This is a genomic window from Altererythrobacter ishigakiensis, from assembly GCF_001663155.1.
Classification (GTDB): domain Bacteria; phylum Pseudomonadota; class Alphaproteobacteria; order Sphingomonadales; family Sphingomonadaceae; genus Erythrobacter; species Erythrobacter ishigakiensis.
In genome coordinates, this window is record NZ_CP015963.1 from 2309465 (window position 1) to 2328744 (window position 19280).

Consider the following 19280-nt stretch of genomic DNA (forward strand, 5'->3'; position numbering starts at 1 on the left):
ACGGGTTGGGAGAGTTACGTTGAGCGATCGTAAAAGCATTTTCATCACTGGCGGCGGATCAGGAATCGGGCGGGAAGTCGCGATCTATTTTGCCAAGCGTGGCTGGTTTGTCGGTATCGCGGACATCAGCGACGAAGGAATGCAAGACACGCTGGGCCTGATCGAAGGCGGGTTCAAATATGCACATAAACTCGACGTGCGCGATCGCGCGGCATGGGACGAAGCGTTGAATGCGTTTTCCACGGCAGCCGGGGGCCGGATCGATGTCGTGTTCAACAATGCCGGCATCGGCCACGGCGGTCCGATCATCGAGCAACCGACGAACGAAGTCGAAGCCCTGCTGGATGTGAATCTGAAGGGCGTGATTTACGGTGCCCAAGCTGCGCACCCGCATCTGAAGAAAACCGCCCCTGGCTCGGCGCTGATCAACACCGCTAGCCTTGCCGGAATCATCGGTGCGCCCAATCTGTCTGTCTACTGCGCCACCAAATGGGCTGTGCGCGGACTCACCAACAGTCTCGACGCAGAATGGGCGGAAGACGGTATCAAGGTTGCCTCTTTGTGCCCCGGTTTCATCGACACGCCGATCATCGAACAGACCGCAGAGGGCACCAATCAATCAGTCAAAGAACAGCTGGTTGATGCGGGGGTAGAAGTGAACCCGGTATCCATCGTTCCCGAAGTGGTGTGGAACGCGGTGCATGGCGACAAGCTGGATTACACCGTGGGAAAGATGGCCAAGCGCCTGCTGTTCCTGTCGCGCTGGATGCCCGGCAAAGTACGCAAGGAAATGCGCAATCAGGGCATCGGCACCGAGGATATCGCTACATAAGAACCCGGAAACGGTCGTGTTAGCGAGGAAATCGCACGCCGGATGGCGTGCGGAGCTACAAAAGAGCGTCGATGGCGGCGGCCATCACGGCATCACGTTCGGAAAGCCCGCCTGCGTCGTGTGTGGTGAGCGTGATTTCGACACGGTTGTAGACATTGAACCATTCTGGGTGGTGATCGTGGCTCTCCGCCAGCAACGCTACCCGGTTCATGAAGCCCCAGGCTTCGCTGAAATCGCCAAACTGGAACTTGCGCTCAATCGCCTTGCCTTCGCGCGCAATCGACCACTCTGGATGCGCGGTAAGCAGCGTGTCGCATTCGGCATCGGTAAGTTGGGGGACTGACATCATGCATCTCCTTGTTACGGAACACCCTTTCGCCTAACCCTGCGTTCCATGCAAGCGCGCCTCACTGCCACTGACCTTGCCTGCCGCCGCGGCGAGCGACTGCTGTTTCGCGGGCTGTCGCTGGATTTGGCGAGTGGCGATGTACTGCACATCACGGGTGAGAATGGCACGGGCAAAACCAGTCTGCTGCGCATTCTAGCTGGCCTGCGCAACCCATATTCCGGCGAGGTATCACACGAAGGCGCAATCGGCATGCTCGACGAGCGGCCGGCGCTTGATCCGGATCAACCGCTCAGCGAAGCTTTGCGTTTTTGGCAGCAAGTTGATGGGTGCGCCGACTCCTTCGAAGCGGTTTCCGCAATGGAACTGGACGCGCTTTTGGAAGTGCCCGTCCGCTATCTTTCGACCGGGCAGCGCAAGCGCGCGGCGATGGCCCGGCTGCTTTGTCAGGATGCACCGATCTGGCTGCTGGATGAGCCGCTGAGCGGGCTCGATGATCGCTCGCAAGCGCGCATTGCTGAAACTGTCAGCGCGCATGCCGCAACGGGCGGCATCGTGGTTCTCGCTTCGCACCAGCCGATTGCGGTCGAACGGCTGAGCGTCTTCGCGCTTGCGGAGTATGTCGTGTGATCTGGCCGCTGCTTAAACGCGATATGCGCATGTTGCTGCTCGGCGGCGGGCGCGGTGGCGGGGCCATGCTGCCGCTGCTGTTCTTCCTCGCGATAGCAATGCTGTATCCATTTGCCGTCGGGCCGAACGCGCCGCTGCTGGCGAAAACCGGCGGCGGTGTGCTGTGGATCGCGGCGCTGTTAGCGGCGATCCTGCCATTGGACCGGCTAGTTTTGCCCGACTTAGAGCTGGGCCTGTTTGATCAGCTCAAGCTGCGCGGCGTGACCGAGGAAGCGGTTATGGCGGTGCGCCTGTTCGCGCATTGGCTCAGCTTTGGCCCGCTGCTGATGCTCGCCTGTTTTCCGGCCGCGGCGCTGCTCAATCTGGATGGCGAGACTTTGCGATTGCTGTTGCTGGGATTGCTGGCAGGCACTCCGGGGCTGGCGGCAGTCGGCCTGATGATCGCAGCGCTGACCGCAGGGCTACGCACAGGCGCGGCGCTATCGGGCCTGCTGTTGATCCCGCTGGCGCTGCCGATCCTGATCTTTGGAGCGGGTGCGCTCGAACGCAGCGATCCGGCAACGCTGGGCTTTTCGGCGGCGATCAGCCTGCTGCTGGTGGCGATTACGCCCTTTGCAGCAGGTGCGGCGATCAGGGCGGGGAGGGAAAGTTAAAGGGGGGAGAAATGGATACAACAGTTGGCCACAAACGTGGAAACGAGTTGCTCGCGAAAATAGCGCTGGCCATCCTTTTGTTTTCGATCGGCGCCTTCGCACTGAAGGCAATCATGGAGCCTGAACGTCTGGTTCGATACACTCCATTGGTTATTCTTCACGGTGTGACGATGATAGCGTGGATGGGGGTGTTCGCGTTTCAGGCTCGCCTTGCTGCGTATGCAAACTTGGCGAGACATCGCAATCTTGGCTGGTGGTCTCCACTTGTCGTGACAGCAATGGTTGCAAGTGGAATGACCGTATCTTGGAATCTTTCCCAGGAGTTCGATCGCTACGAAGTTCTGATCGGGAATGTGGGCATCTTTGCCACCTTCATTCCGCTTTACATTGGTGCGATTCTGTTCGCTCGTAGTCACCGCGCGGCCGAGCATAGGCAAGCTATGTTGCTTGGCAATCTGGCGCTGCTGGGACCAGCCTACGCTCGGGTATTCGACGCGTTCGATCTGCCGGAATTCACTGCCGGACCATTGCAATTCATTCTGGTGCCTGCCTTGGCAATTCTGCTCGACAAGGTCAGCCGAGGGCACGTTGCCAAATCGACATGGTGGATGCTCGCCTTCTACTTTGGCGTTCTAATCGCCACTGTCGTGGCCTTCCTTCAGGTATCGCCACCTATCTAATAAGGCGGCTTATCCAGACCCTTGGGGCTCTTGGTGAACAGCTCCGCGCCTTTTTCCGTCAAGCCAATCGAATGTTCGAACTGTGCGGAAAGTGATTTGTCGCGGGTCACCGCGGTCCAGCCATCGCCCAGCACTATCGCCCACGGTTTACCCGCATTGATCATCGGTTCGATCGTGAAAAACATGCCGGGCTTTAACTCAGGCCCAGTGCCCGCCTTCGCCGCGTGCACCACTTCGGGCGCATCGTGGAACAGGCGCCCTAGCCCGTGGCCGCAAAACTCACGCACCACGCCATAGCGAAACTGGCGCGCATGCGCTTCGATCGCGGCGCCAATATCGCCCAGCCGCGCGCCGGGTTTGCTCGCCGCTTCAATCCCCAGCATCAGGCACTCATAGGTCACATCGACCAGCCGCTTGGCCTTGATCGAAGGTTCACCGGCAAAGAACATGCGGCTGGTGTCGCCATGCCATCCATCGAGCAGCGGCGTGACATCGATATTGACGATATCGCCATCCTTCAGCGCCTTGTCACCCGGAATGCCGTGGCAAATCACATGGTTGATCGAAGTGCAGCAGCTATGCGCATAGCCGCGATAGCCAAGCGTTGCGGGCACTGCGCCTGCGTCCAGCATCATGCCGCGCGCAAAGTCATCAATCTCCGCCGTGGTGACACCCGGCTTCACGAATTCGGTCAGCTCGTCGAGGATTTCTGCGGCCAGCCGCCCGGCCTTGCGCATACCCTCAAACCCTTCCGGGCCGTGCAGCTTGATCGTGCCGTCGCGGTAGACGGTCTCATTTCCATCGATGACTTGGTATTGGTGCATGGCGCTCACATAGCGATGGACGCACAAAATTGCGAGTGACAAGCGCCATATCGTGACTAAGTAGCGCACATGAGCAAAAAAGACGCGTTGATACAGCCCGATCGCGGGCAAAATGCCACCACCATCCATCTAGTCACCAAGGACGGTTTTGAGGACTGGCTGAAGCCGTTGTCCGCAGGCCAGCGCGCGGCGATCAAAGCGCAGAAATTCGAAGGCAGGCCCGCGCAAGTCGCTATCGTGCCCGATGGTGACGATTGGTTCGCCGCAGGCGGGGTCGCGGATTTGGAAAAGCTCACCAGCTGGTGCCTCGCGAAACTGGCGGAGGATCTCCCCGAAGGTACCTACCGGCTGAAGGAGGGTGAGCCCGGTGCAGCGCTGCATGGCTGGCAAACCGCCCAGTACAAGTTTACCCGCTATGCGAAGCCGGATGAGAGCGCCCCCGGCCCGCGCGTTTTGCTGAGCCAGAAGGCCAAGCATCTGGACGATGCCATCGCTGAGGCCGAGGCCGAAAATCTCGTCCGCGATCTGGTCAATACGCCCGCTGAAGACATGGGACCAGCCGATCTGGAGGCGCAATGCGAGAAGCTAGCCAAAGCCTATGACGCGAAGCTGAAAGTGGTCAAAGGCGATGCGCTGGAAAAAGACTATCCAATGGTGCACGCCGTCGGCCGGGCGGCTGCACGCCACCATGCGCCGCGTCTGATGCGGCTTGAGTGGGGTAACGAAAATCACCCCAAGCTCGCGATCATCGGCAAAGGCGTGTGCTTTGATTCAGGCGGGCTCGATATCAAGCCTGCCAGCGGCATGAAGCTGATGAAGAAGGATATGGGCGGTGCAGCGCATGCAATTGCGCTGGCTGGGCTCGTGATGAATGCGAAGCTGCCGGTCCGGCTACAGCTTCTGATCCCCGCGGTTGAGAATGCAATCGCGGGCAATTCTTTCCGCCCGGGCGATATTCTCAAGACACGTAAGGGGCTGACAGTGGAGATCGGAAATACCGATGCCGAGGGTCGACTGATCCTGGGGGATGCACTGACCCGCGCGAGCGAAGATGAGCCGGACTTCATCGTTGATTTCGCAACGCTGACAGGCGCGGCTCGTGTCGCCTTGGGGCCCGACTTGCCCGCCCTGATGACACGCAAGGACGAAACCGCACAGGCGCTGATCGAAGCAGGCAAGGCCTGCGATGACGAGCCCTGGCGTTTGCCCTTGCCAGAGGCGTATCGCGAATGGCTGAAGTCCGACGTGGCGGATATGAACAACATCTCGAACAATGCATTTGCAGGCGCGAGTGTCGCGGGACTGTTCCTGGACAAATTCGTGGGCGACGGGATCGACTGGGCGCATTTTGACACCTTTGCATGGCGCCCGTCGGCGAAGCCCGGCCGCCCCGCAGGCGGAGCCGCATATGGCCTTCGCGCGACTTTCCACATGTTGCGCGCGCGCTACGCTGGCAATTGATTAGTGCTGCGCTAACTTGCCCGAAAGGCGCGCAGTGTATAAGCGCCCGCGCAATCCGCGTTTTGTGGATGTGAAGGATTAGGGGGCGCGCGCCAAGTGAGCGACGTTACGACATACAAGGTTCCAGACGGTCCGCTGCGGCTGGCCGGGCCTGTCGTGCGCCCGAAACAAGGTACCCTGCCTTTGCGCGGGGACCTGGCGCATATTGCGCTCGCGGGGCGTTATCTCGCGGCGCATTACGTCATTCCAAAGCTGCGCAACATCGGGGATGCGCCGGTGGAAATGCACCTAGCCGGCCGCGATGACAGCGATGTGGTTACAGAGATTGCGGCAGGCACAGCCATCGAAGTGCTCGATATTGCGGGCGAATGGGCGTGGGTTTGCCTAACGCCTGAAGGTCCATCGGGTTATGTGCGGATCGCGCAGCTCGCGCCCGCTGACGCTTGAGCTGTAGCTACAATGACAACGCGCGTTTTCATCGATGGAGCGGCTGGCACTACCGGCCTGGAAATCCGTGACCGGTTGAAAGATCGGGGCGAGTTCGATCTTTTGGTGCTCGACGATGCCCAACGCAAGGACGACGCCGCGCGTAAGGATGCATTGCACGCGGCAGATGTCGCGATCCTGTGCCTGCCGGATGACGCCGCGAAAGAAGCTGTGAAGCTTGCTGAAGGCTCGAACACGCGGATCATCGATGCTTCGAGCGCGCACCGTGTTGCTGATGGCTGGACCTATGGCTTTCCGGAGCTGGTTGGGCAGGAAAGCATCGCGAAAGCGCAATTAGTTTCCAATCCGGGCTGCTATCCGACCGGCTTTCTGGGACTGGTTGCACCACTGGTACGCGCTGGCCTGTTGCCAGCGGACTGGCCTTATACCATCAATGCGGTCAGCGGGTATTCGGGCGGCGGAAAGGCATTGATCGAACGGTTCGAAACGGAAGCAGACATCGCCTTTCGCACCTATGGTCTCAACCTCTCGCACAAGCATTTGCCGGAAATGCAGCAGCATGCGGGGCTTGAACATCCCGTCCTGTTCGCGCCTTCTGTTGTGCCCGCGCATCGAGGAATGATTGTCGAGGTTCCACTGCATCTCGGCGCAATGCCCGGCAACCCTCTGGCGGATCAATTGTGTGACGCATTGAACCAATTCTACGCCGGCTCTGACGTGATCCGTGTTGAAAGTGACGAGGTGCCGGGCGAACTTCTTTTGCGTCAGGGCGCGGCGGCGCATGATGGCATGTCGCTGTACGTATTTGGCAATCAAGGCGGCTGGAATGTCCGCCTCATCGCGCAACTCGACAACCTTGGGAAAGGCGCGAGCGGGGCGGCGATCCAGAACCTCAATATCATGTGCGGGCTGCCCGAGACGGCTGGACTTCGTCTTTAGCGACAAAAGGCTGCCTAAAAATTAGGCACACACCGTCCGACTCTTGGGCATTACTGTGTGACTTGCTCTCTTAACGAAGCCCTTTTCCTACAATCGGATGATTGGCACGATTCTTGGATACACACGCGTAGTTACAACGTGGCGCGAAGCTGCGGCGAGCAAAGACAGGAAACCACGTGAAAAAGGTCGAAGCAATCATCAAGCCTTTCAAACTTGATGAAGTGAAGGAAGCGCTCCACGAAATTGGCGTATCAGGCATCACCGTTACAGAAGCCAAGGGTTTTGGCCGTCAGAAAGGTCATACAGAGCTTTATCGCGGTGCAGAATACGTTGTCGACTTTCTGCCCAAGGTTAAACTCGAAGTCGTCGTAAATGACGAGATTACCGACCGCGTTGTCGAAGCAGTTGCCGCTGCAGCGCAAACCGGACGGATTGGTGATGGTAAGATATTCGTCTCACCGATCGAAGGAGCTTTGCGAATACGCACCGGTGAGAAAGACAACGACGCCATCTGAACTTTGGCGGGGATTCTCCCCACCCAATGCAACCAATGCCCAAATCCGAACCGGGCAAAACAGACACTAAAGCTGGAGGCTAAATTCCAATGAGCACTGCCAAGGATATTATCGCGAAGATCAAGGAACACGAGGTTGAGTGGGTCGACCTGCGCTTCACCGATCCGAAGGGCAAGTGGCAGCATCTGACGATGTGCGCCGGAGTCATGGGCGAAGACGAGTTCGAAGACGGGTTAATGTTTGACGGCTCTTCGATCGCAGGCTGGAAAGCGATCAACGAGTCAGACATGATCCTGAAGCCAGACTTGTCAGAGACTTGGCTTGACCCTTTCAGCGCGACACCGATGCTGATCGTCAATTGCGACATCGTGGAGCCGTCAACGGGCGATTGGTACAGCCGTGACCCGCGGACCACCGCCAAGCGCGCCGAAGCCTACCTGAAAAGCACAGGCGTCGGCGACACTGTCTACGTCGGTCCCGAAGCAGAATTCTTCATGTTCGACGACGTACGTTTTGAAGACGGCTATGCCGGATCCGGTTTTGCTATCGACGACATCGAATTGCCGACTAACACTGGCAAGGAATATGAGGCCGGCAACCTGGGCCACAGGCCACGCGCCAAAGGCGGATACTTCCCTGTTGCCCCGGTTGATAGCTGCATGGACATCCGCGGTGAAATGGTTGCCACGATGCTGGAAATGGGCCTTCCCTGCGACAAGCACCACCACGAAGTCGCCGCCGCTCAGCACGAACTGGGCCTGACATTCGGAACGCTGGTACAGACCGCTGACCGCATGCAGATCTACAAGTATGTCGTGCAGCAAGTCGCGCACGCATACGGCAAGTCTGCAACCTTTATGCCGAAGCCGATCAAGGAAGATAACGGTTCAGGCATGCACACGCACATGTCGATCTGGGCCGATGGCAAGCCGACTTTCGCTGGTAATGAGTATGCCGGCCTTTCGGAAAACTGCCTGTACTACATCGGCGGTGTTATCAAACACGCAAAGGCGCTGAACGCGTTCACCAACCCAACCACCAACAGTTACAAGCGTTTGGTTCCAGGCTTCGAAGCTCCGGTTCTGCTGGCATATTCAGCCCGCAACCGCTCGGCTTCGTGCCGGATTCCGTACGGGGCAGGCGACAAGGCGAAGCGCGTGGAATTCCGTTTCCCTGATGCGATGGCCAACCCGTATCTTGCCTACTCGGCGCTGTTGATGGCGGGCCTTGATGGTATCACCAACAAGATCCACCCGGGCGAGGCAATGGACAAGAACCTCTACGACCTGCCACCGGCAGAGCTCGCCGAAGTTCCGACCGTGTGCGGCAGCCTGCGTGAAGCACTCGAGGCACTCGAAGCCGATCACGAGTTCCTTCTGAAGGGCGACGTCTTCACCAAAGACCAGATCGATGCCTATGCCGAGCTGTTGTGGGAACAGGTGATCCGCACCGAAACTACGCCATGCCCGGTCGAATATGACATGTATTACAGCGCGTAAGCAGAATTTACATTTCGCAATAAGAAAGGCCGTCCGGAGCGATCCGGGCGGCCTTTTTCTTACGGCAACAAACGACCCAGTTCCTGACGGACGTTTTTGTTTAGGTGAAAGCCAATTAGTCCGGAGCGCCAATTTCAAGCGTCTGGCAAGAGCCTCTCACCCACTGATGTCAGGTTGCGTGAACGCAAGATCAAGGTTGTATCAAATCTGAAATTTAGTGGGGTGAGGCCAAATGTCCTGCTCTGGCCGATCGAATTGGAGCAATTCAATCAATGCGCCTCCGTCCATGATGAATGCGACCGTCACATGTTCAACTAAGCTGGTTGGACCAAACACAACTTCCTTGCCATCGACGGCTTCGTGAACATCTTCGACTTCGAAGGCAACGTGCGGCATCGATTTGATGATGTCAGGCAATGTATTGTCGGGATCGAAGTTATGCCACTCGACACCATATGGGGTATCAAAGTATCCGCTGCCATGAATCTTCAAGGCCGGGCTGTGATCCTCGTCCGGCAATTTCCTATCAGTAGGAATTCCTACATGGTGGAATTTCAATGTCTGCATGCTGCTCATCGCTTAATTTGACTACCTATCTCTCTTAGCGCGTTGACTGATTGAGATCGAGCAGAGTTGATGCGATAGGGCACGACCTTGACGAGCGGGATGTCTGCTTTCCACACCAGAAGCTGACCGCGTTTAGACAAATTGCTGCGCCTGAAAGCCGACTGGCAGCTCAGTCACCTGTTCTGACAAGACCGGACCGGCTGGTAACGACCCAATTGCGGACATTCGGCAATGCGATCTAGGGCTCCCACTTTGTGCTTAGGAGCGAGCAAAGGTGGTGTCGCATCGCTGGCCGCCCAGACACAGGGCGGCCTAACAGGAAGCTACAATGAGGCCGCCATCCCTCCCAGATCGGACTTATTCGCCGCCCTGAACGTTCTTGCGGAATTCGTAGTCGCGGTGCCACGCATTCAAGTCTTGAAGATAGGTCGGGTATGAAGTTCCGAAAGCGAAGTCAGAGTTATCCCCGTAGAGAACCAGAATGCCTTCGAGTGGTTGGTCACCGTCATTGACGATCCGGTGCTTCACGAATTGGGGGATGAAGATGCTCATGCCCTCTTCAATTTCGACGGGGCCATCGTCACTATAAAGCGTGGCCTTGCCAGAAGTGACAACAAAGAGGTTTGGCATCTGGCCAAATTCCATGCGCGGGTCATCGTTCGCCACTTCCTGCGGCCCGATGCTGAAATGCATCACACGAAAACCCTTCATCATATGCAGGGCGGTCGCCTGCGCGCCGTGGGTCATTAATGAGTTGTCGCGCCCAAAGCGTGTGATCTGCGGCTTGCCCTTGGTGAAGAAGTGGGAGAGAGCAATGTACATGTCGCCTTCGTCGCCGGATGTCGATTTGAAGCCTTCCATGTCGCGCGTTTCGACCCCCACGCGGTCACTACCAAAGCTTTGCATGGCAGCGGTGCCGGCGTTGACCTCGCCCGATGCGATCTTCTCGAGCACATCCAAGCTGGCGATCTCGAAATACCATGTCGGCTCGCTGGGAGCTCCCCGGTTAAGCATTACATCGTGAGGCCCAAAGCTATGGTCGGTCAGCCGGCCGCGCTCAGAAGCCGTTTCCTTGTGCTTAACGTCGACGCTCCACCATTCCTGACCGAGTTTGATCCCGAATTTGGAATCGAGCGCCATTGGATCGTTCCGGTAATCGGCAGCTAGTTCGCGCAGAATTGCCTCTGCACGCTCCCTCTGCGCCTCACTGATCGAATCAACACTTTCGACCTGATTGTTGTGCTGAGCCATGGCCACTCCCGTTGTCGCCGCACCGGTCATTGCGAATGCAGTGAGTCCTGACAGCATGATCGATTTGAGACGCATAATCCACTCCTTCCGTATTGGTGTAATACTGAGGCAATACACATACGTCTTATATTAAACAAGCGTTTAATTTATGGGCCAGCGGCCTTACTACGCAACGCGCGGGAGAACATCGAGGCTAGAGTTTCCGTGAAGGTATCGAGATCGGGGGTGCTCATTGGGCGGTCCAGCTTGCCCACAGTGGCTTCACGCATCCGGGTCGCCACAGTGAAATGAATAAGTGGGCCGACAATGCTAAGGTGAACAATCTGCGGGTCCCAGCCGCGTGCCTCGGCGTCCAAAGGCAGTACGTCTAGCACACTCTCAGTCAACGACATGAAGCTGCGCAAGGTGTTCGCGGTGTCAGGGTTCAGCAGGCGATCAGGATCCATCTGCTCGCGCAGAATCATCGGCGCGAGATGTGGTTGTGAGGCAATAGCGCGGGATAGGATTCGAACGAGCTCGCGCTCAGGATAGTTACTTGTCGAAAGGTCCCCTTCCTGTGCCAATCGCTCTGCCTCCGCCACCGCATCAGCCAAGATCTCATCGTACAGGCCACCCTTCCCCTTAAAGTGGTATGAGACGAGCGCCTGATTACATCCCGCCAGGTCAGCAATATCGCGAACACCCGTGGCGCGATATCCGCGCGTCGCAAAAAGCTCGGCACCAGCTGCCTTGATCGTGGCTCGGGTATCAAGTGTGCGTTGCTGGGTCGCGCGAGTCCGCGTTTTGATGTTAGCCATACACAGAAGCTTAAGCGCACGTTTAATTTAGGTCAAAGCCAGTACTACCCTCGCTCCTTGGAGGCCACGCCCAACGCCACATTACTATGGGGGCCTCCGTCGCCCCCAGGTCCGCTTTCCACCCCATAAGCCGACCATCGTTGAGTCTTCCCTACCGCCTATGAGCGGTCTTTCTGCCTGGCCTGCTGTGCCGCCAAAACCAGACTGGCAACTTACCGACCCATTCGGGGAAATTGAGGTATAACGGTATTTCTTAAGTCTAACCGCGCGGCTCTCTGAACATTGGCGTCATCAACGGCGAGCTTGGTGTCTCGATCTTTCCCATCACTTCAAAGCCATGTCGTTCGTAGAGAGAAATGTTTCTCGGGTTAGACGACTCCAGGTAGGCGGGAAGACCTTGTTGATCACAAATTTGTAGTGTGTGCTTCATTAGCGCTGCACCCAATCCACGCCCGGTCTGCGATGGGTCAGCTGCGATCAATGGCAGATACCAGCATGCTTCGTGCGGATGGAAATCGTCCATCTGCGCAAAAAAGGAGCCGATCTCTTCCATACGCTCCGGTTCAACAGACTCTTCGAAGATAGCTTCAATCGTATCACCATCAGACTCTATGCCCGGAGGCAGCCACATTGCTGCGGCGTGTCCACAATCGGTCGTGTAGACAGTAGATTGATCAAAGCCAGCGCCGCCAAATGCTACAGTGAAACGTGGCATAACATCGAGGTAGGTTTGGGCATCCGGCCAAATCCATCTAGCGATAGGATCTGCGGAAAAGCCCAATGTGATCGTCTGAATGATCGAGGACTGCTCGTTCGCATTAGCTACTTGGACCTTTGGCTTGTGCATGTGGCTATTCTCCCCAATTTGGCGGCCCGGCTCGTTGTTAGCACATGCTGATGTGAATGTCCGCTTTGGCCCGATCAATAGGCTTCGATTTGTAATTAAATCAGATCTAGGCCTAGTCTTACCGAGTTGTTCAACGGGATATCGATATCGGGAGGTTACTGTGGCTACAGAAGAGTTTAGAGAATGCCTTGTAGACGTTTATTTGGGCGAGCAAACCGGTGAAGTTGCATTTGAGGCGATGCTCGCAAAAGCGGATACTCCTGAGCAAGAGTACATCATGGGATCGCTCTTACAGTTCGAAACCGAAGGAAAGGCTCTAATGCGACCGTTGCTTTCGAGACTGGGGCTTTCGATTTTAGATGCCCCACAGGGACGCATCGACGGAGTTGGCGCAAGCGAAAGTATGAATGCGCTGCCTTGGCTTGAACGCTTTGCCGCCATGCGAGATATCGTGAAAGAGAATTACTTGCCCAGGTACCTTGAACTGGCGACTTTGGTTTCAGAACACGAAGATCCTCAAGCCGCCAAACTCGCAAAGTTCATGGGCGCTCATGAAACCGCTTTGGTCGCCACTGCTGAGAACATCGTTCACGGCCGTGAAGACCCTGCCGCGCCGGTTGTAGCGCTGCTGCATTTTCCGCTCACGCCTGCACATTAGGACTGAGCGTCGGCTTTCCACCCCATTAGCGGACTAATTCGGGCCACCCAACGTAACCTGTGAGCCGATTGTCGGCTTTTCCAGCGCGATGCCCGAAAGCTGACCAGCCGCTCACGACCCAAATCCAGACTTTGGATAACCCAGCACCCTTATCTCAGAGCCGCTGTCTCCCTTTATCCAATCAGCAGCGTTGCTAATCGCTCGGGTTTGCTAGAAGGTTCCAACCCTTCAGGGTCGCGTTCTGGAGAAGGACAGACGCATGGGCGACGTTAGAGGCAAATCTATTCTGGTAACCGGTGGCACATCTGGACTTGGCGCTGACATGGCGCGAATGTTTGGAAGCCGAGGCGATAAAGTTGCGATCACTGGTAGGCGTAGCGAGCGTGGCAAGGCGGTTGTCGAAGAAATCAACAATGCCGGTGGCGAAGGCTTATTCATCCAAAACGACATCATGGATGGGGAAAGCGTCGATCAAGTGATAGCCGCCGTTGTCGAGCGATTTGGCAGGCTAGATGGTGCCGTGAATAATGCTGGAATCTCCGGCGCCCCATTCACCCGCTTCGCAGACATGACTGACGAAGTCTGGGATGCGGTTATAGCAACCAATCTGACTGGTGTTTGGCGATGCATGCGGGCAGAAATTCGAGCGATGCTGAAAACTGGTGGCGGCTCCATAGTCAACATTTCCTCGATCTACGGACTAGTAGGAAGCGATGTCGGCCATGCAGACTATGCTGCAAGCAAACATGGGGTAGTTGGCCTCACCAAGAGTGCGGCTATCGACTATGCGAAAGAGAATATACGCACCAATGCCATCTGCCCCGGCTACTGTCATTCGGAGATGGTCGATCCGGTTGTTGAGCAACAGCCCGAACTCACAACCCCTATTATCGCCCGTCATTCCGCAATGGACCGACTTGGTCATGGTTACGAGATCGCTGAGACAGCAGTCTGGCTGCTATCTGACGCTTCAAGTTTTGTGAATGGCGCAGCAATCCCGGTCGAGGGTGGTCCGTCTCAACGGCTTTTTTAGCTCAATACAGACGTTCAGCTAACGACCCAATTGCAGACAGTGGCCTCATCGAGAAGTTTTGCTCCGCAATCCGGGAAGAATTCGCACGCTGGAACAAAGCGGGCGATCGCGTGCTGAAAGGGCTGATCCGGCGAAGACAGGCCGAGGCGCGCGTCTACGCAAGCGCTTGAGACGAGATCCTAATAGTCTTCGAGCCGGGGCTGCTTGCCGTCTTTCCCGCTTGGGTTGGGTACCGGATTACCGGGCTTGGTTGCACTTGCAATCAAACGCCGGTGCTCTTCCTTGCCGATCCGGACCCAACCGTCACGGGTAAGCTTTTCCAAGGGGCGATAGCGCACCTTGTATTGCATGCGTGGTGATCCCTCGACCCAATAGCCAAGGTATACAAAGGGCAGACCCTCTGCGGCGGCCCGGCGGACATGGTCAAGGATGATGTAGTCACCCAGACCGGAACGCGCGCCATGGTCTGCATCGTAAAAGCTGTAGATCATCGACAAACCATCGCTTTGCCGATCGGTCAGGCAAACACCAACAAGGCGGCCCGGTTCACCTGAAACAGTTGGCTCTCGGTATTCAATCATCACGCTAGAGACAGGCGTGTGCTCGACCATGTCGGCGAAATCCATCTCGTCCATCGCGGCCATGCCCCCATCTGGGTGGCGTGCACCCAGATACTGCCGCAGCAACTCGAATTGTTCGTCAGTGGCCCACGGGCGGCATTCTGTCGCGATCAGATCCCGGTTCCGCTTCAGGTTGCGCCGCTGCGAGTTGGAGGCTTCAAAATCGCTGGCGGATACACGAACTGAAACGCACGCCTGACAGTCGAGACAGCTGGGCCGATAGGCTACGGTCTGGCTGCGGCGAAATCCGATCCGGCCAAGGGCTTCGTTCAGTTGTTCGGCATGCGGGCCTTTAAGTTCTGTGAACACTTTTCGTTCGCTGCGGCCAGGCAAATAGGGACAAGGCGCCGGGCTGGTCACATAAAAACGAGGGAAGCGAATTGGCGCCGTCACGAGCTAAACAAGGTCCTTTTATCCTGTCCCACGGAATCGCGCTCAGGGGCGCGTTAAGACATTGTTATGCCTTTTTGAGCCGCGCGGTAAAAGGTCTTTAACTATAGGGCATGGTTAATATCGTCAGAAGTGCCCTGTTTAGAGCGATAAGCCGTTGCAAACAGGGGCTAATTCAACTCGACGAGGTTTACGTTGTAGCCCTTGCCCCGCAGCGAGTTAACCAATGCGTTTAGCTGAGCGCGATCACGCGCCTCGCATTCAATGTCCGTAATCAGGCCTTTGGCAGGCAGTGATGTAAAGATTCGCTGGTGGTAAATCTCGATTATGTTGACGTTGTGGGCGTTGAATTCCTCCATCACCTTGAACAACGCACCCGGGCGATCCTGCAGCTTCACGCGCAAACGCGCCAGCCGCCCCTGCCGGGTTAAGTCACGCAGCAAAACGTTAGCCAGCAAGCGCGTGTCGATATTGCCACCGCACAAAACCAGGCCAACCTTCTTGCCAGCAAATTTCTCAGGATTTGCGAGAACTGCTGCAAGCCCCGCCGCGCCAGCACCTTCGACAACCGTCTTTTCGATCTGGAGCAGCAATGAAACCGATTTTTCCAGTGCGCGCTCATCAACCAGAAGGATTTCATCAACCAACTCGGCGACGATTTTGGACGTGAATTCGCCTGGTGCCTTTACAGCGATTCCCTCTGCCAGAGTATCGCCGCCGCATTCCATCTCTTCGCCGCGCACTCTGGCGTACATTGACGGGAACAGCTCAGCCTGAACGCCGATCATTTCCACGTCCGGATTAAGCGTCTTGGCCACTGTCGCCATGCCAGACATCAAACCGCCACCGCCGATCGGCACGACCATGCAGTCAAGATCCGGCTGCTCCTCGAGCATTTCGAGCGCGACAGTTCCCTGCCCCGCAGCAACCAATGGATGATCGAACGGGTGCACGAAAGTCAGTCCGCGTTCCTGCTCCAACTGCCGCGCATAGGCATAGGCATCGTCAAATGTCTCGCCATGGAGCACAACATTCCCGCCTACACTCTCAGTCTGCATGACCTTAACCATCGGTGTGGTTCGCGGCATCACGATTGTAACCGGCACGCCCAGCCGCGTTCCGTGATAGGAGAGCCCTTGACTATGATTTCCGGCAGAGGCCGCGATAACGCCGCGCTCTTTCTGCTCATCGGTCAGATGCAGCAAAGCGTTGAGCGCTCCGCGTTCTTTATAGGCTGCGGTAAACTGCAAGTTTTCGAACTTCAGCCAAATCTCGCAACCAGCAATCTCAGACAACGTAATCGAATGCATCATGGGCGTGCGCACGATGGCGCCCGCAATTCTCTCGGCCGCAGAGCGGACATGATCAATCGTCAACGCATTGCGCGCTTCAGCTTCGCTGGCAAAGGCCGGTTGGCTATTCATGCACCGCGGGATAGGCTGTCACCACGCATGCCGCAACGGCAATCAGGCTTTAGCCTATGATAAAACCGGTTGCAGCGCCGTCATTTCGCATTAACCCGCACAGACCATGAATACACAAACCAAAGTCGCATTTCTGGGCCTTGGCGTGATGGGCGGCCCGATGGCTGGCCACCTCGCCAGAGCAGGCCATGACGTCACCGTTTACAACCGGACAAAGGCGCGGACGGAAGAATGGCAGGCCAGATGGTCTGCCGAGGGTCTGCAAGTATCACTCGCTGAAACACCCGCCGCCGCTGCCAAGGGCGCGCAGATGCTCTTTACCTGCGTCGGGAATGACCTGGATCTTGAGCAAGTATTGCTGGGAGAGAATGGCGCGCTTGATGCCATGAGCACCGACAGCCTGCTGGTTGATCACACCACCACATCAGCCAACCTTGCACGCGCACTTGCCGCGCAGTGCGAAGATAGAGGTGTCAGCTTCATCGATGCTCCCGTGTCCGGAGGGCAAGCCGGCGCTGAGAATGGCAAGCTGGCCATCATGTGTGGCGGCACGGCAGAGGCAATGGCCAACGCGACACCGGTGATGGATTGCTATGCTGCACGCATTGTTCATGTTGGCACGGTTGGCGCAGGTCAGACGGCAAAGATGGCAAACCAGATGTGCATCGCGGGTGTTTTGGGAGGATTGAGCGAAGCGATCCGCCTCTCACAAGCCGCTGGCCTTGACCTCGACAAGACATTCGAGGCGATATCGGGTGGTGCGGCGCAAAGCTGGCAAATGGAAAATCGCTGGCACACCATGGTGAAGGACGAATTCGATTTCGGATTTGCAATCGACTGGATGCGTAAGGATCTTGGGTACGCACTGGAAGAAGCCCGCGGCCTGGGTCTTTCTTCACCCATTTCAGCTTTGGTCGACCAGTTCTACGCGGAAGTGCAAGCCAATGGCGGCGGGCGGCATGACACCAGTGCACTGATCAGCCGGCTTCCCAAAGGAGAGAAATAATGTTCCGTAAACTTGCATTGGCCGGGATAGCCAGCGTTGCCGCCATGATGGCGGCGCCAGCCACAGCTGACACCCTGATCGACAACGTCATAGGCATCACGATCAATGGCGAGGGTGAAGTTGAACGATTTTCAGCTCTCGTAATCGCTGATGATGGCAAGGTGCGCAAACTGGTGAAGAGCGGTGATCCGCGACCCGAAGGCATCGATTACCAGATCGACGGCGAAGGCCGCGTCATGTTGCCCGGCATGATTGACAGTCATGTTCATGTAATGGGCATCGGCTTTGGCCAGCTTACACTCGACCTTTCGGGCACAAACTCACTGGAAGAAGCCTTGCAGGCGATTTCCGACTTTGCCGATGCCAATCCGGGGCGCCCGTGGATTCTGGGGCGCGGCTGGAATCAGGAAAAATGGGGCCTGGGCCGTTTTCCTACCGCTGCAGAACTGGACGCCATAGTCCCCGATCGTCCCGTCTGGTTGGCGCGGGTGGATGGACACGCAGGCTGGGCCAATAGCCTGGCGATGGATCGTGCGGGTGTGAGTGCTGCAACGCAAGACCCGGACGGTGGACGCATTATCCGCGATGCGGCTGGAAATCCGACAGGGGTCTTCGTCGATGCAGCGGAGAGCTTTATAAATGCGATCGTGCCTGAACCGCGGCCTAGCGATCGCGACATCGCATTGCGCAAGGCGCAGGACTTGCTGCTTGCCAACGGCATAACGGCCGTTGCCGACATGGGTACGACAATCGAGGACTGGCAAGCTTTCCGGCGGGCGGGTGACAACGGATCCTTAAAGATGCGCATCATGGCCTATGCGACGGACGTCAAGACGATGGAACTGATTGCAGGACCGGCTCCGACATCCTGGCTTTACCAAGATCGTCTGCGTCTAAATGGTATCAAGCTATACCTCGATGGCGCTCTGGGTTCGCGCGGAGCAATCCTGAAGGAACCCTATCATGATGAGCCAAGTCATCGTGGGTTACCGCTGCTCACGCCTGCGCAGCTGAGGAACCTGATGAGCCGCGCAGCCATGGATGGTTTCCAGACCGCAATCCACGCGATTGGCGATGCGGCCAATGCCGAGGTGCTCAATGCAGTGGAAGAATTGAGCGCGACCTATCCGGGTGATCGTCGCTGGCGTGTCGAGCATGCGCAGATCGTCGATCCGGCAGACTTGTCCAAATTCGGGGCGCACGGAATCATCGCGTCGATGCAGCCGCTTCACCAGACGAGTGACCGGCTGATGGCAGAGGCCCGTCTGGGACCGGATCGGTTAGGGGGTGCCTACGCATGGCGCAGTATAGCCGCTGTCGGCGCACCGCTCGCCCTGGGATCTGACGCGCCCGTCGAGCCGGCCGATGCATTCGCCGGCCTGGCCGTTGCAGTCAGCCGAACAGATGCCGCTGGCGAACCGTTCGGCGGCTGGATTCCTGAAGAAACTGTATCTCGCGAAGCCGCGCTGGCGGGCTTCACAGCTGATGGTGCATTTGCAGGTTTTGCCGAAGGCCGGTTCGGCCGACTGCTACCGGGCGAGCGCGCAGACTTCATTCTTGTTGACCGCGACCCAATACTTGCACCAGTTCAAAGTATTCGTGAGACTCAAGTACTCGAGACTTGGATTGGCGGAGAGAAAGTATTTTCCAGATAATCGACGACTAAATAGAAATCGTGCCAGTTATCAAAGTAATGCAAATTTAACCTTTGATTCGCATTGGGGCAGCGTGCGGCCTAAGCAGAGTTCGAACTGAAACATGCTTTTGTCGCATTCGTGCAACAATAGGCGTAGAAATACTCAGTTCGACGACGTTTTGGACCATTCTGGCGATATCAGCATACGATTTCAGTCTTGTGTTA

Annotated in this window: 22 protein-coding genes; 14 read left to right on the top strand and 8 right to left on the bottom strand. The window is 57.0% G+C overall.

Features of this window, described 5'->3' with window-relative positions:
* The first annotated feature begins 19 nt into the window (after positions 1 to 19).
* Positions 20 to 832, top strand: coding sequence for an SDR family oxidoreductase (locus A6F69_RS11095; RefSeq protein WP_067601242.1), 813 nt, complete (start codon positions 20 to 22; stop codon positions 830 to 832).
* 55 nt (positions 833 to 887) lie between these two features.
* On the opposite strand, the gene A6F69_RS11100 is transcribed toward A6F69_RS11095, so the two are convergent.
* Complete coding sequence (locus A6F69_RS11100; protein WP_067601245.1) at positions 888 to 1178, bottom strand: 4a-hydroxytetrahydrobiopterin dehydratase; 291 nt, start codon at positions 1176 to 1178, stop codon at positions 888 to 890.
* Between the two features lie 48 nt (positions 1179 to 1226).
* Here A6F69_RS11100 and ccmA point away from each other — a divergent pair, with 48 nt between their 5' ends.
* The 3 genes from ccmA to A6F69_RS11115 are packed head-to-tail and all read left to right on the top strand — an operon-like array spanning position 1227 to position 3141.
* Positions 1227 to 1808, top strand: a complete 582-nt coding sequence (gene ccmA, locus A6F69_RS11105; RefSeq protein WP_067601247.1) for a heme ABC exporter ATP-binding protein CcmA — start codon at positions 1227 to 1229, stop codon at positions 1806 to 1808.
* 23 nt (positions 1809 to 1831) lie between these two features.
* Positions 1832 to 2461 carry a heme exporter protein CcmB gene (locus A6F69_RS11110; RefSeq protein WP_067603008.1) on the top strand — a complete coding sequence of 210 codons (630 nt, stop codon included), beginning with the start codon at positions 1832 to 1834 and terminating at the stop codon, positions 2459 to 2461.
* 11 nt (positions 2462 to 2472) lie between these two features.
* A complete protein-coding gene (locus A6F69_RS11115) occupies positions 2473 to 3141 on the top strand; it encodes a hypothetical protein (protein WP_067601250.1) in 669 nt (222 codons plus the stop codon).
* On the opposite strand, the gene map is transcribed toward A6F69_RS11115, so the two are convergent.
* Entirely contained in the window at positions 3138 to 3965 is an 828-nt protein-coding gene (gene map / locus A6F69_RS11120; protein ID WP_067601253.1) for a type I methionyl aminopeptidase, read from the bottom strand. The two genes, A6F69_RS11115 and map, sit on opposite strands and share 4 nt — an antisense overlap.
* 69 nt (positions 3966 to 4034) lie before the next feature.
* Here map and A6F69_RS11125 point away from each other — a divergent pair, with 69 nt between their 5' ends.
* From A6F69_RS11125 to glnA, 5 genes are all read left to right on the top strand, one after another.
* Positions 4035 to 5426, top strand: coding sequence for a leucyl aminopeptidase family protein (locus A6F69_RS11125; RefSeq protein ID WP_067601256.1), 1392 nt, complete (start codon positions 4035 to 4037; stop codon positions 5424 to 5426).
* 96 nt (positions 5427 to 5522) lie between these two features.
* Positions 5523 to 5873 (top strand): hypothetical protein, encoded by a 351-nt coding sequence (locus A6F69_RS11130; protein ID WP_067601259.1) that lies wholly within the window; start codon positions 5523 to 5525, stop codon positions 5871 to 5873.
* A 12-nt stretch (positions 5874 to 5885) separates the two neighbouring features.
* The gene (gene argC / locus A6F69_RS11135) at positions 5886 to 6812 is read left to right on the top strand and encodes an N-acetyl-gamma-glutamyl-phosphate reductase (RefSeq protein ID WP_067601262.1); all 927 of its coding nucleotides are present in this window, start codon (positions 5886 to 5888) and stop codon (positions 6810 to 6812) included.
* A 176-nt stretch (positions 6813 to 6988) separates the two neighbouring features.
* Positions 6989 to 7327, top strand: a complete 339-nt coding sequence (locus A6F69_RS11140) for a P-II family nitrogen regulator (protein WP_067601264.1) — start codon at positions 6989 to 6991, stop codon at positions 7325 to 7327.
* Between the two features lie 89 nt (positions 7328 to 7416).
* Complete coding sequence (gene glnA, locus A6F69_RS11145; protein ID WP_067601267.1) at positions 7417 to 8826, top strand: type I glutamate--ammonia ligase; 1410 nt, start codon at positions 7417 to 7419, stop codon at positions 8824 to 8826.
* Positions 8827 to 9027: 201 nt separating this feature from the next.
* Here the strand turns inward: glnA and A6F69_RS11150 are convergent, their stop codons facing one another.
* The 4 genes from A6F69_RS11150 to A6F69_RS11165 form a co-directional block, all read right to left on the bottom strand.
* Positions 9028 to 9393 carry a VOC family protein gene (locus tag A6F69_RS11150; RefSeq protein WP_067603011.1) on the bottom strand — a complete coding sequence of 122 codons (366 nt, stop codon included), beginning with the start codon at positions 9391 to 9393 and terminating at the stop codon, positions 9028 to 9030.
* A 357-nt stretch (positions 9394 to 9750) separates the two neighbouring features.
* Positions 9751 to 10719 carry a cupin domain-containing protein gene (locus tag A6F69_RS11155; protein ID WP_067601270.1) on the bottom strand — a complete coding sequence of 323 codons (969 nt, stop codon included), beginning with the start codon at positions 10717 to 10719 and terminating at the stop codon, positions 9751 to 9753.
* A 71-nt stretch (positions 10720 to 10790) separates the two neighbouring features.
* Positions 10791 to 11441, bottom strand: a complete 651-nt coding sequence (locus A6F69_RS11160) for a TetR/AcrR family transcriptional regulator (RefSeq protein ID WP_067601273.1) — start codon at positions 11439 to 11441, stop codon at positions 10791 to 10793.
* A 259-nt stretch (positions 11442 to 11700) separates the two neighbouring features.
* Entirely contained in the window at positions 11701 to 12288 is a 588-nt protein-coding gene (locus tag A6F69_RS11165; protein WP_067601275.1) for a GNAT family N-acetyltransferase, read from the bottom strand.
* A 160-nt stretch (positions 12289 to 12448) separates the two neighbouring features.
* On the opposite strand from A6F69_RS11165, the gene A6F69_RS11170 reads away from it, so the two are divergent.
* The 3 genes from A6F69_RS11170 (at position 12449) to A6F69_RS13330 (ending at position 14149) form a co-directional block, all read left to right on the top strand.
* Positions 12449 to 12946, top strand: coding sequence for a hypothetical protein (locus A6F69_RS11170; RefSeq protein ID WP_144573589.1), 498 nt, complete (start codon positions 12449 to 12451; stop codon positions 12944 to 12946).
* Between the two features lie 259 nt (positions 12947 to 13205).
* A complete protein-coding gene (locus A6F69_RS11175) occupies positions 13206 to 13979 on the top strand; it encodes an SDR family NAD(P)-dependent oxidoreductase (protein ID WP_067601280.1) in 774 nt (257 codons plus the stop codon).
* A 68-nt stretch (positions 13980 to 14047) separates the two neighbouring features.
* On the top strand, positions 14048 to 14149 hold the full coding sequence (locus A6F69_RS13330; protein ID WP_425388085.1) for a glycoside hydrolase family protein: 102 nt from the start codon (positions 14048 to 14050) through the stop codon (positions 14147 to 14149).
* Positions 14150 to 14158: 9 nt separating this feature from the next.
* Here A6F69_RS13330 and A6F69_RS11180 read toward each other — a convergent pair whose 3' ends face one another.
* Positions 14159 to 14992 (bottom strand): arginyltransferase, encoded by an 834-nt coding sequence (locus tag A6F69_RS11180; protein ID WP_067601283.1) that lies wholly within the window; start codon positions 14990 to 14992, stop codon positions 14159 to 14161.
* A gap of 167 nt (positions 14993 to 15159) precedes the next feature.
* The gene (locus A6F69_RS11185; protein WP_067601286.1) at positions 15160 to 16413 is read right to left on the bottom strand and encodes a threonine ammonia-lyase; all 1254 of its coding nucleotides are present in this window, start codon (positions 16411 to 16413) and stop codon (positions 15160 to 15162) included.
* A 106-nt stretch (positions 16414 to 16519) separates the two neighbouring features.
* Between A6F69_RS11185 and A6F69_RS11190 the strand changes: the two genes are divergently transcribed.
* Complete coding sequence (locus tag A6F69_RS11190; RefSeq protein ID WP_067601289.1) at positions 16520 to 17419, top strand: NAD(P)-dependent oxidoreductase; 900 nt, start codon at positions 16520 to 16522, stop codon at positions 17417 to 17419.
* Positions 17419 to 19074: an amidohydrolase gene (locus A6F69_RS11195; RefSeq protein ID WP_067601291.1), complete on the top strand. Its 1656-nt coding sequence runs from the start codon at positions 17419 to 17421 to the stop codon at positions 19072 to 19074. The genes A6F69_RS11190 and A6F69_RS11195 overlap by 1 nt, the downstream gene beginning before the upstream one ends.
* Positions 19075 to 19280: the final 206 nt, after the last annotated feature.

Bases quoted from the DNA above. Each gene is read 5' to 3' on its own strand.
- A6F69_RS11100 (WP_067601245.1), bottom strand. From the start codon at position 1,178: ATGTCAGTCCCCCAACTTACCGATGCCGAATGCGACACGCTGCTTACC.
- ccmA (WP_067601247.1), top strand. From the start codon at position 1,227: ATGCAAGCGCGCCTCACTGCCACTGACCTTGCCTGCCGCCGCGGCGAG.
- A6F69_RS11110 (WP_067603008.1), top strand. From the start codon at position 1,832: ATGCGCATGTTGCTGCTCGGCGGCGGGCGCGGTGGCGGGGCCATGCTG.
- A6F69_RS11115 (WP_067601250.1), top strand. From the start codon at position 2,473: ATGGATACAACAGTTGGCCACAAACGTGGAAACGAGTTGCTCGCGAAA.
- map (WP_067601253.1), bottom strand. From the start codon at position 3,965: ATGCACCAATACCAAGTCATCGATGGAAATGAGACCGTCTACCGCGAC.
- A6F69_RS11125 (WP_067601256.1), top strand. From the start codon at position 4,035: ATGAGCAAAAAAGACGCGTTGATACAGCCCGATCGCGGGCAAAATGCC.
- argC (WP_067601262.1), top strand. From the start codon at position 5,886: ATGACAACGCGCGTTTTCATCGATGGAGCGGCTGGCACTACCGGCCTG.
- glnA (WP_067601267.1), top strand. From the start codon at position 7,417: ATGAGCACTGCCAAGGATATTATCGCGAAGATCAAGGAACACGAGGTT.
- A6F69_RS11150 (WP_067603011.1), bottom strand. From the start codon at position 9,393: ATGCAGACATTGAAATTCCACCATGTAGGAATTCCTACTGATAGGAAA.
- A6F69_RS11155 (WP_067601270.1), bottom strand. From the start codon at position 10,719: ATGCGTCTCAAATCGATCATGCTGTCAGGACTCACTGCATTCGCAATG.
- A6F69_RS11160 (WP_067601273.1), bottom strand. From the start codon at position 11,441: ATGGCTAACATCAAAACGCGGACTCGCGCGACCCAGCAACGCACACTT.
- A6F69_RS11165 (WP_067601275.1), bottom strand. From the start codon at position 12,288: ATGCACAAGCCAAAGGTCCAAGTAGCTAATGCGAACGAGCAGTCCTCG.
- A6F69_RS11175 (WP_067601280.1), top strand. From the start codon at position 13,206: ATGGGCGACGTTAGAGGCAAATCTATTCTGGTAACCGGTGGCACATCT.
- A6F69_RS11185 (WP_067601286.1), bottom strand. From the start codon at position 16,413: ATGAATAGCCAACCGGCCTTTGCCAGCGAAGCTGAAGCGCGCAATGCG.
- A6F69_RS11190 (WP_067601289.1), top strand. From the start codon at position 16,520: ATGAATACACAAACCAAAGTCGCATTTCTGGGCCTTGGCGTGATGGGC.
- A6F69_RS11195 (WP_067601291.1), top strand. From the start codon at position 17,419: ATGTTCCGTAAACTTGCATTGGCCGGGATAGCCAGCGTTGCCGCCATG.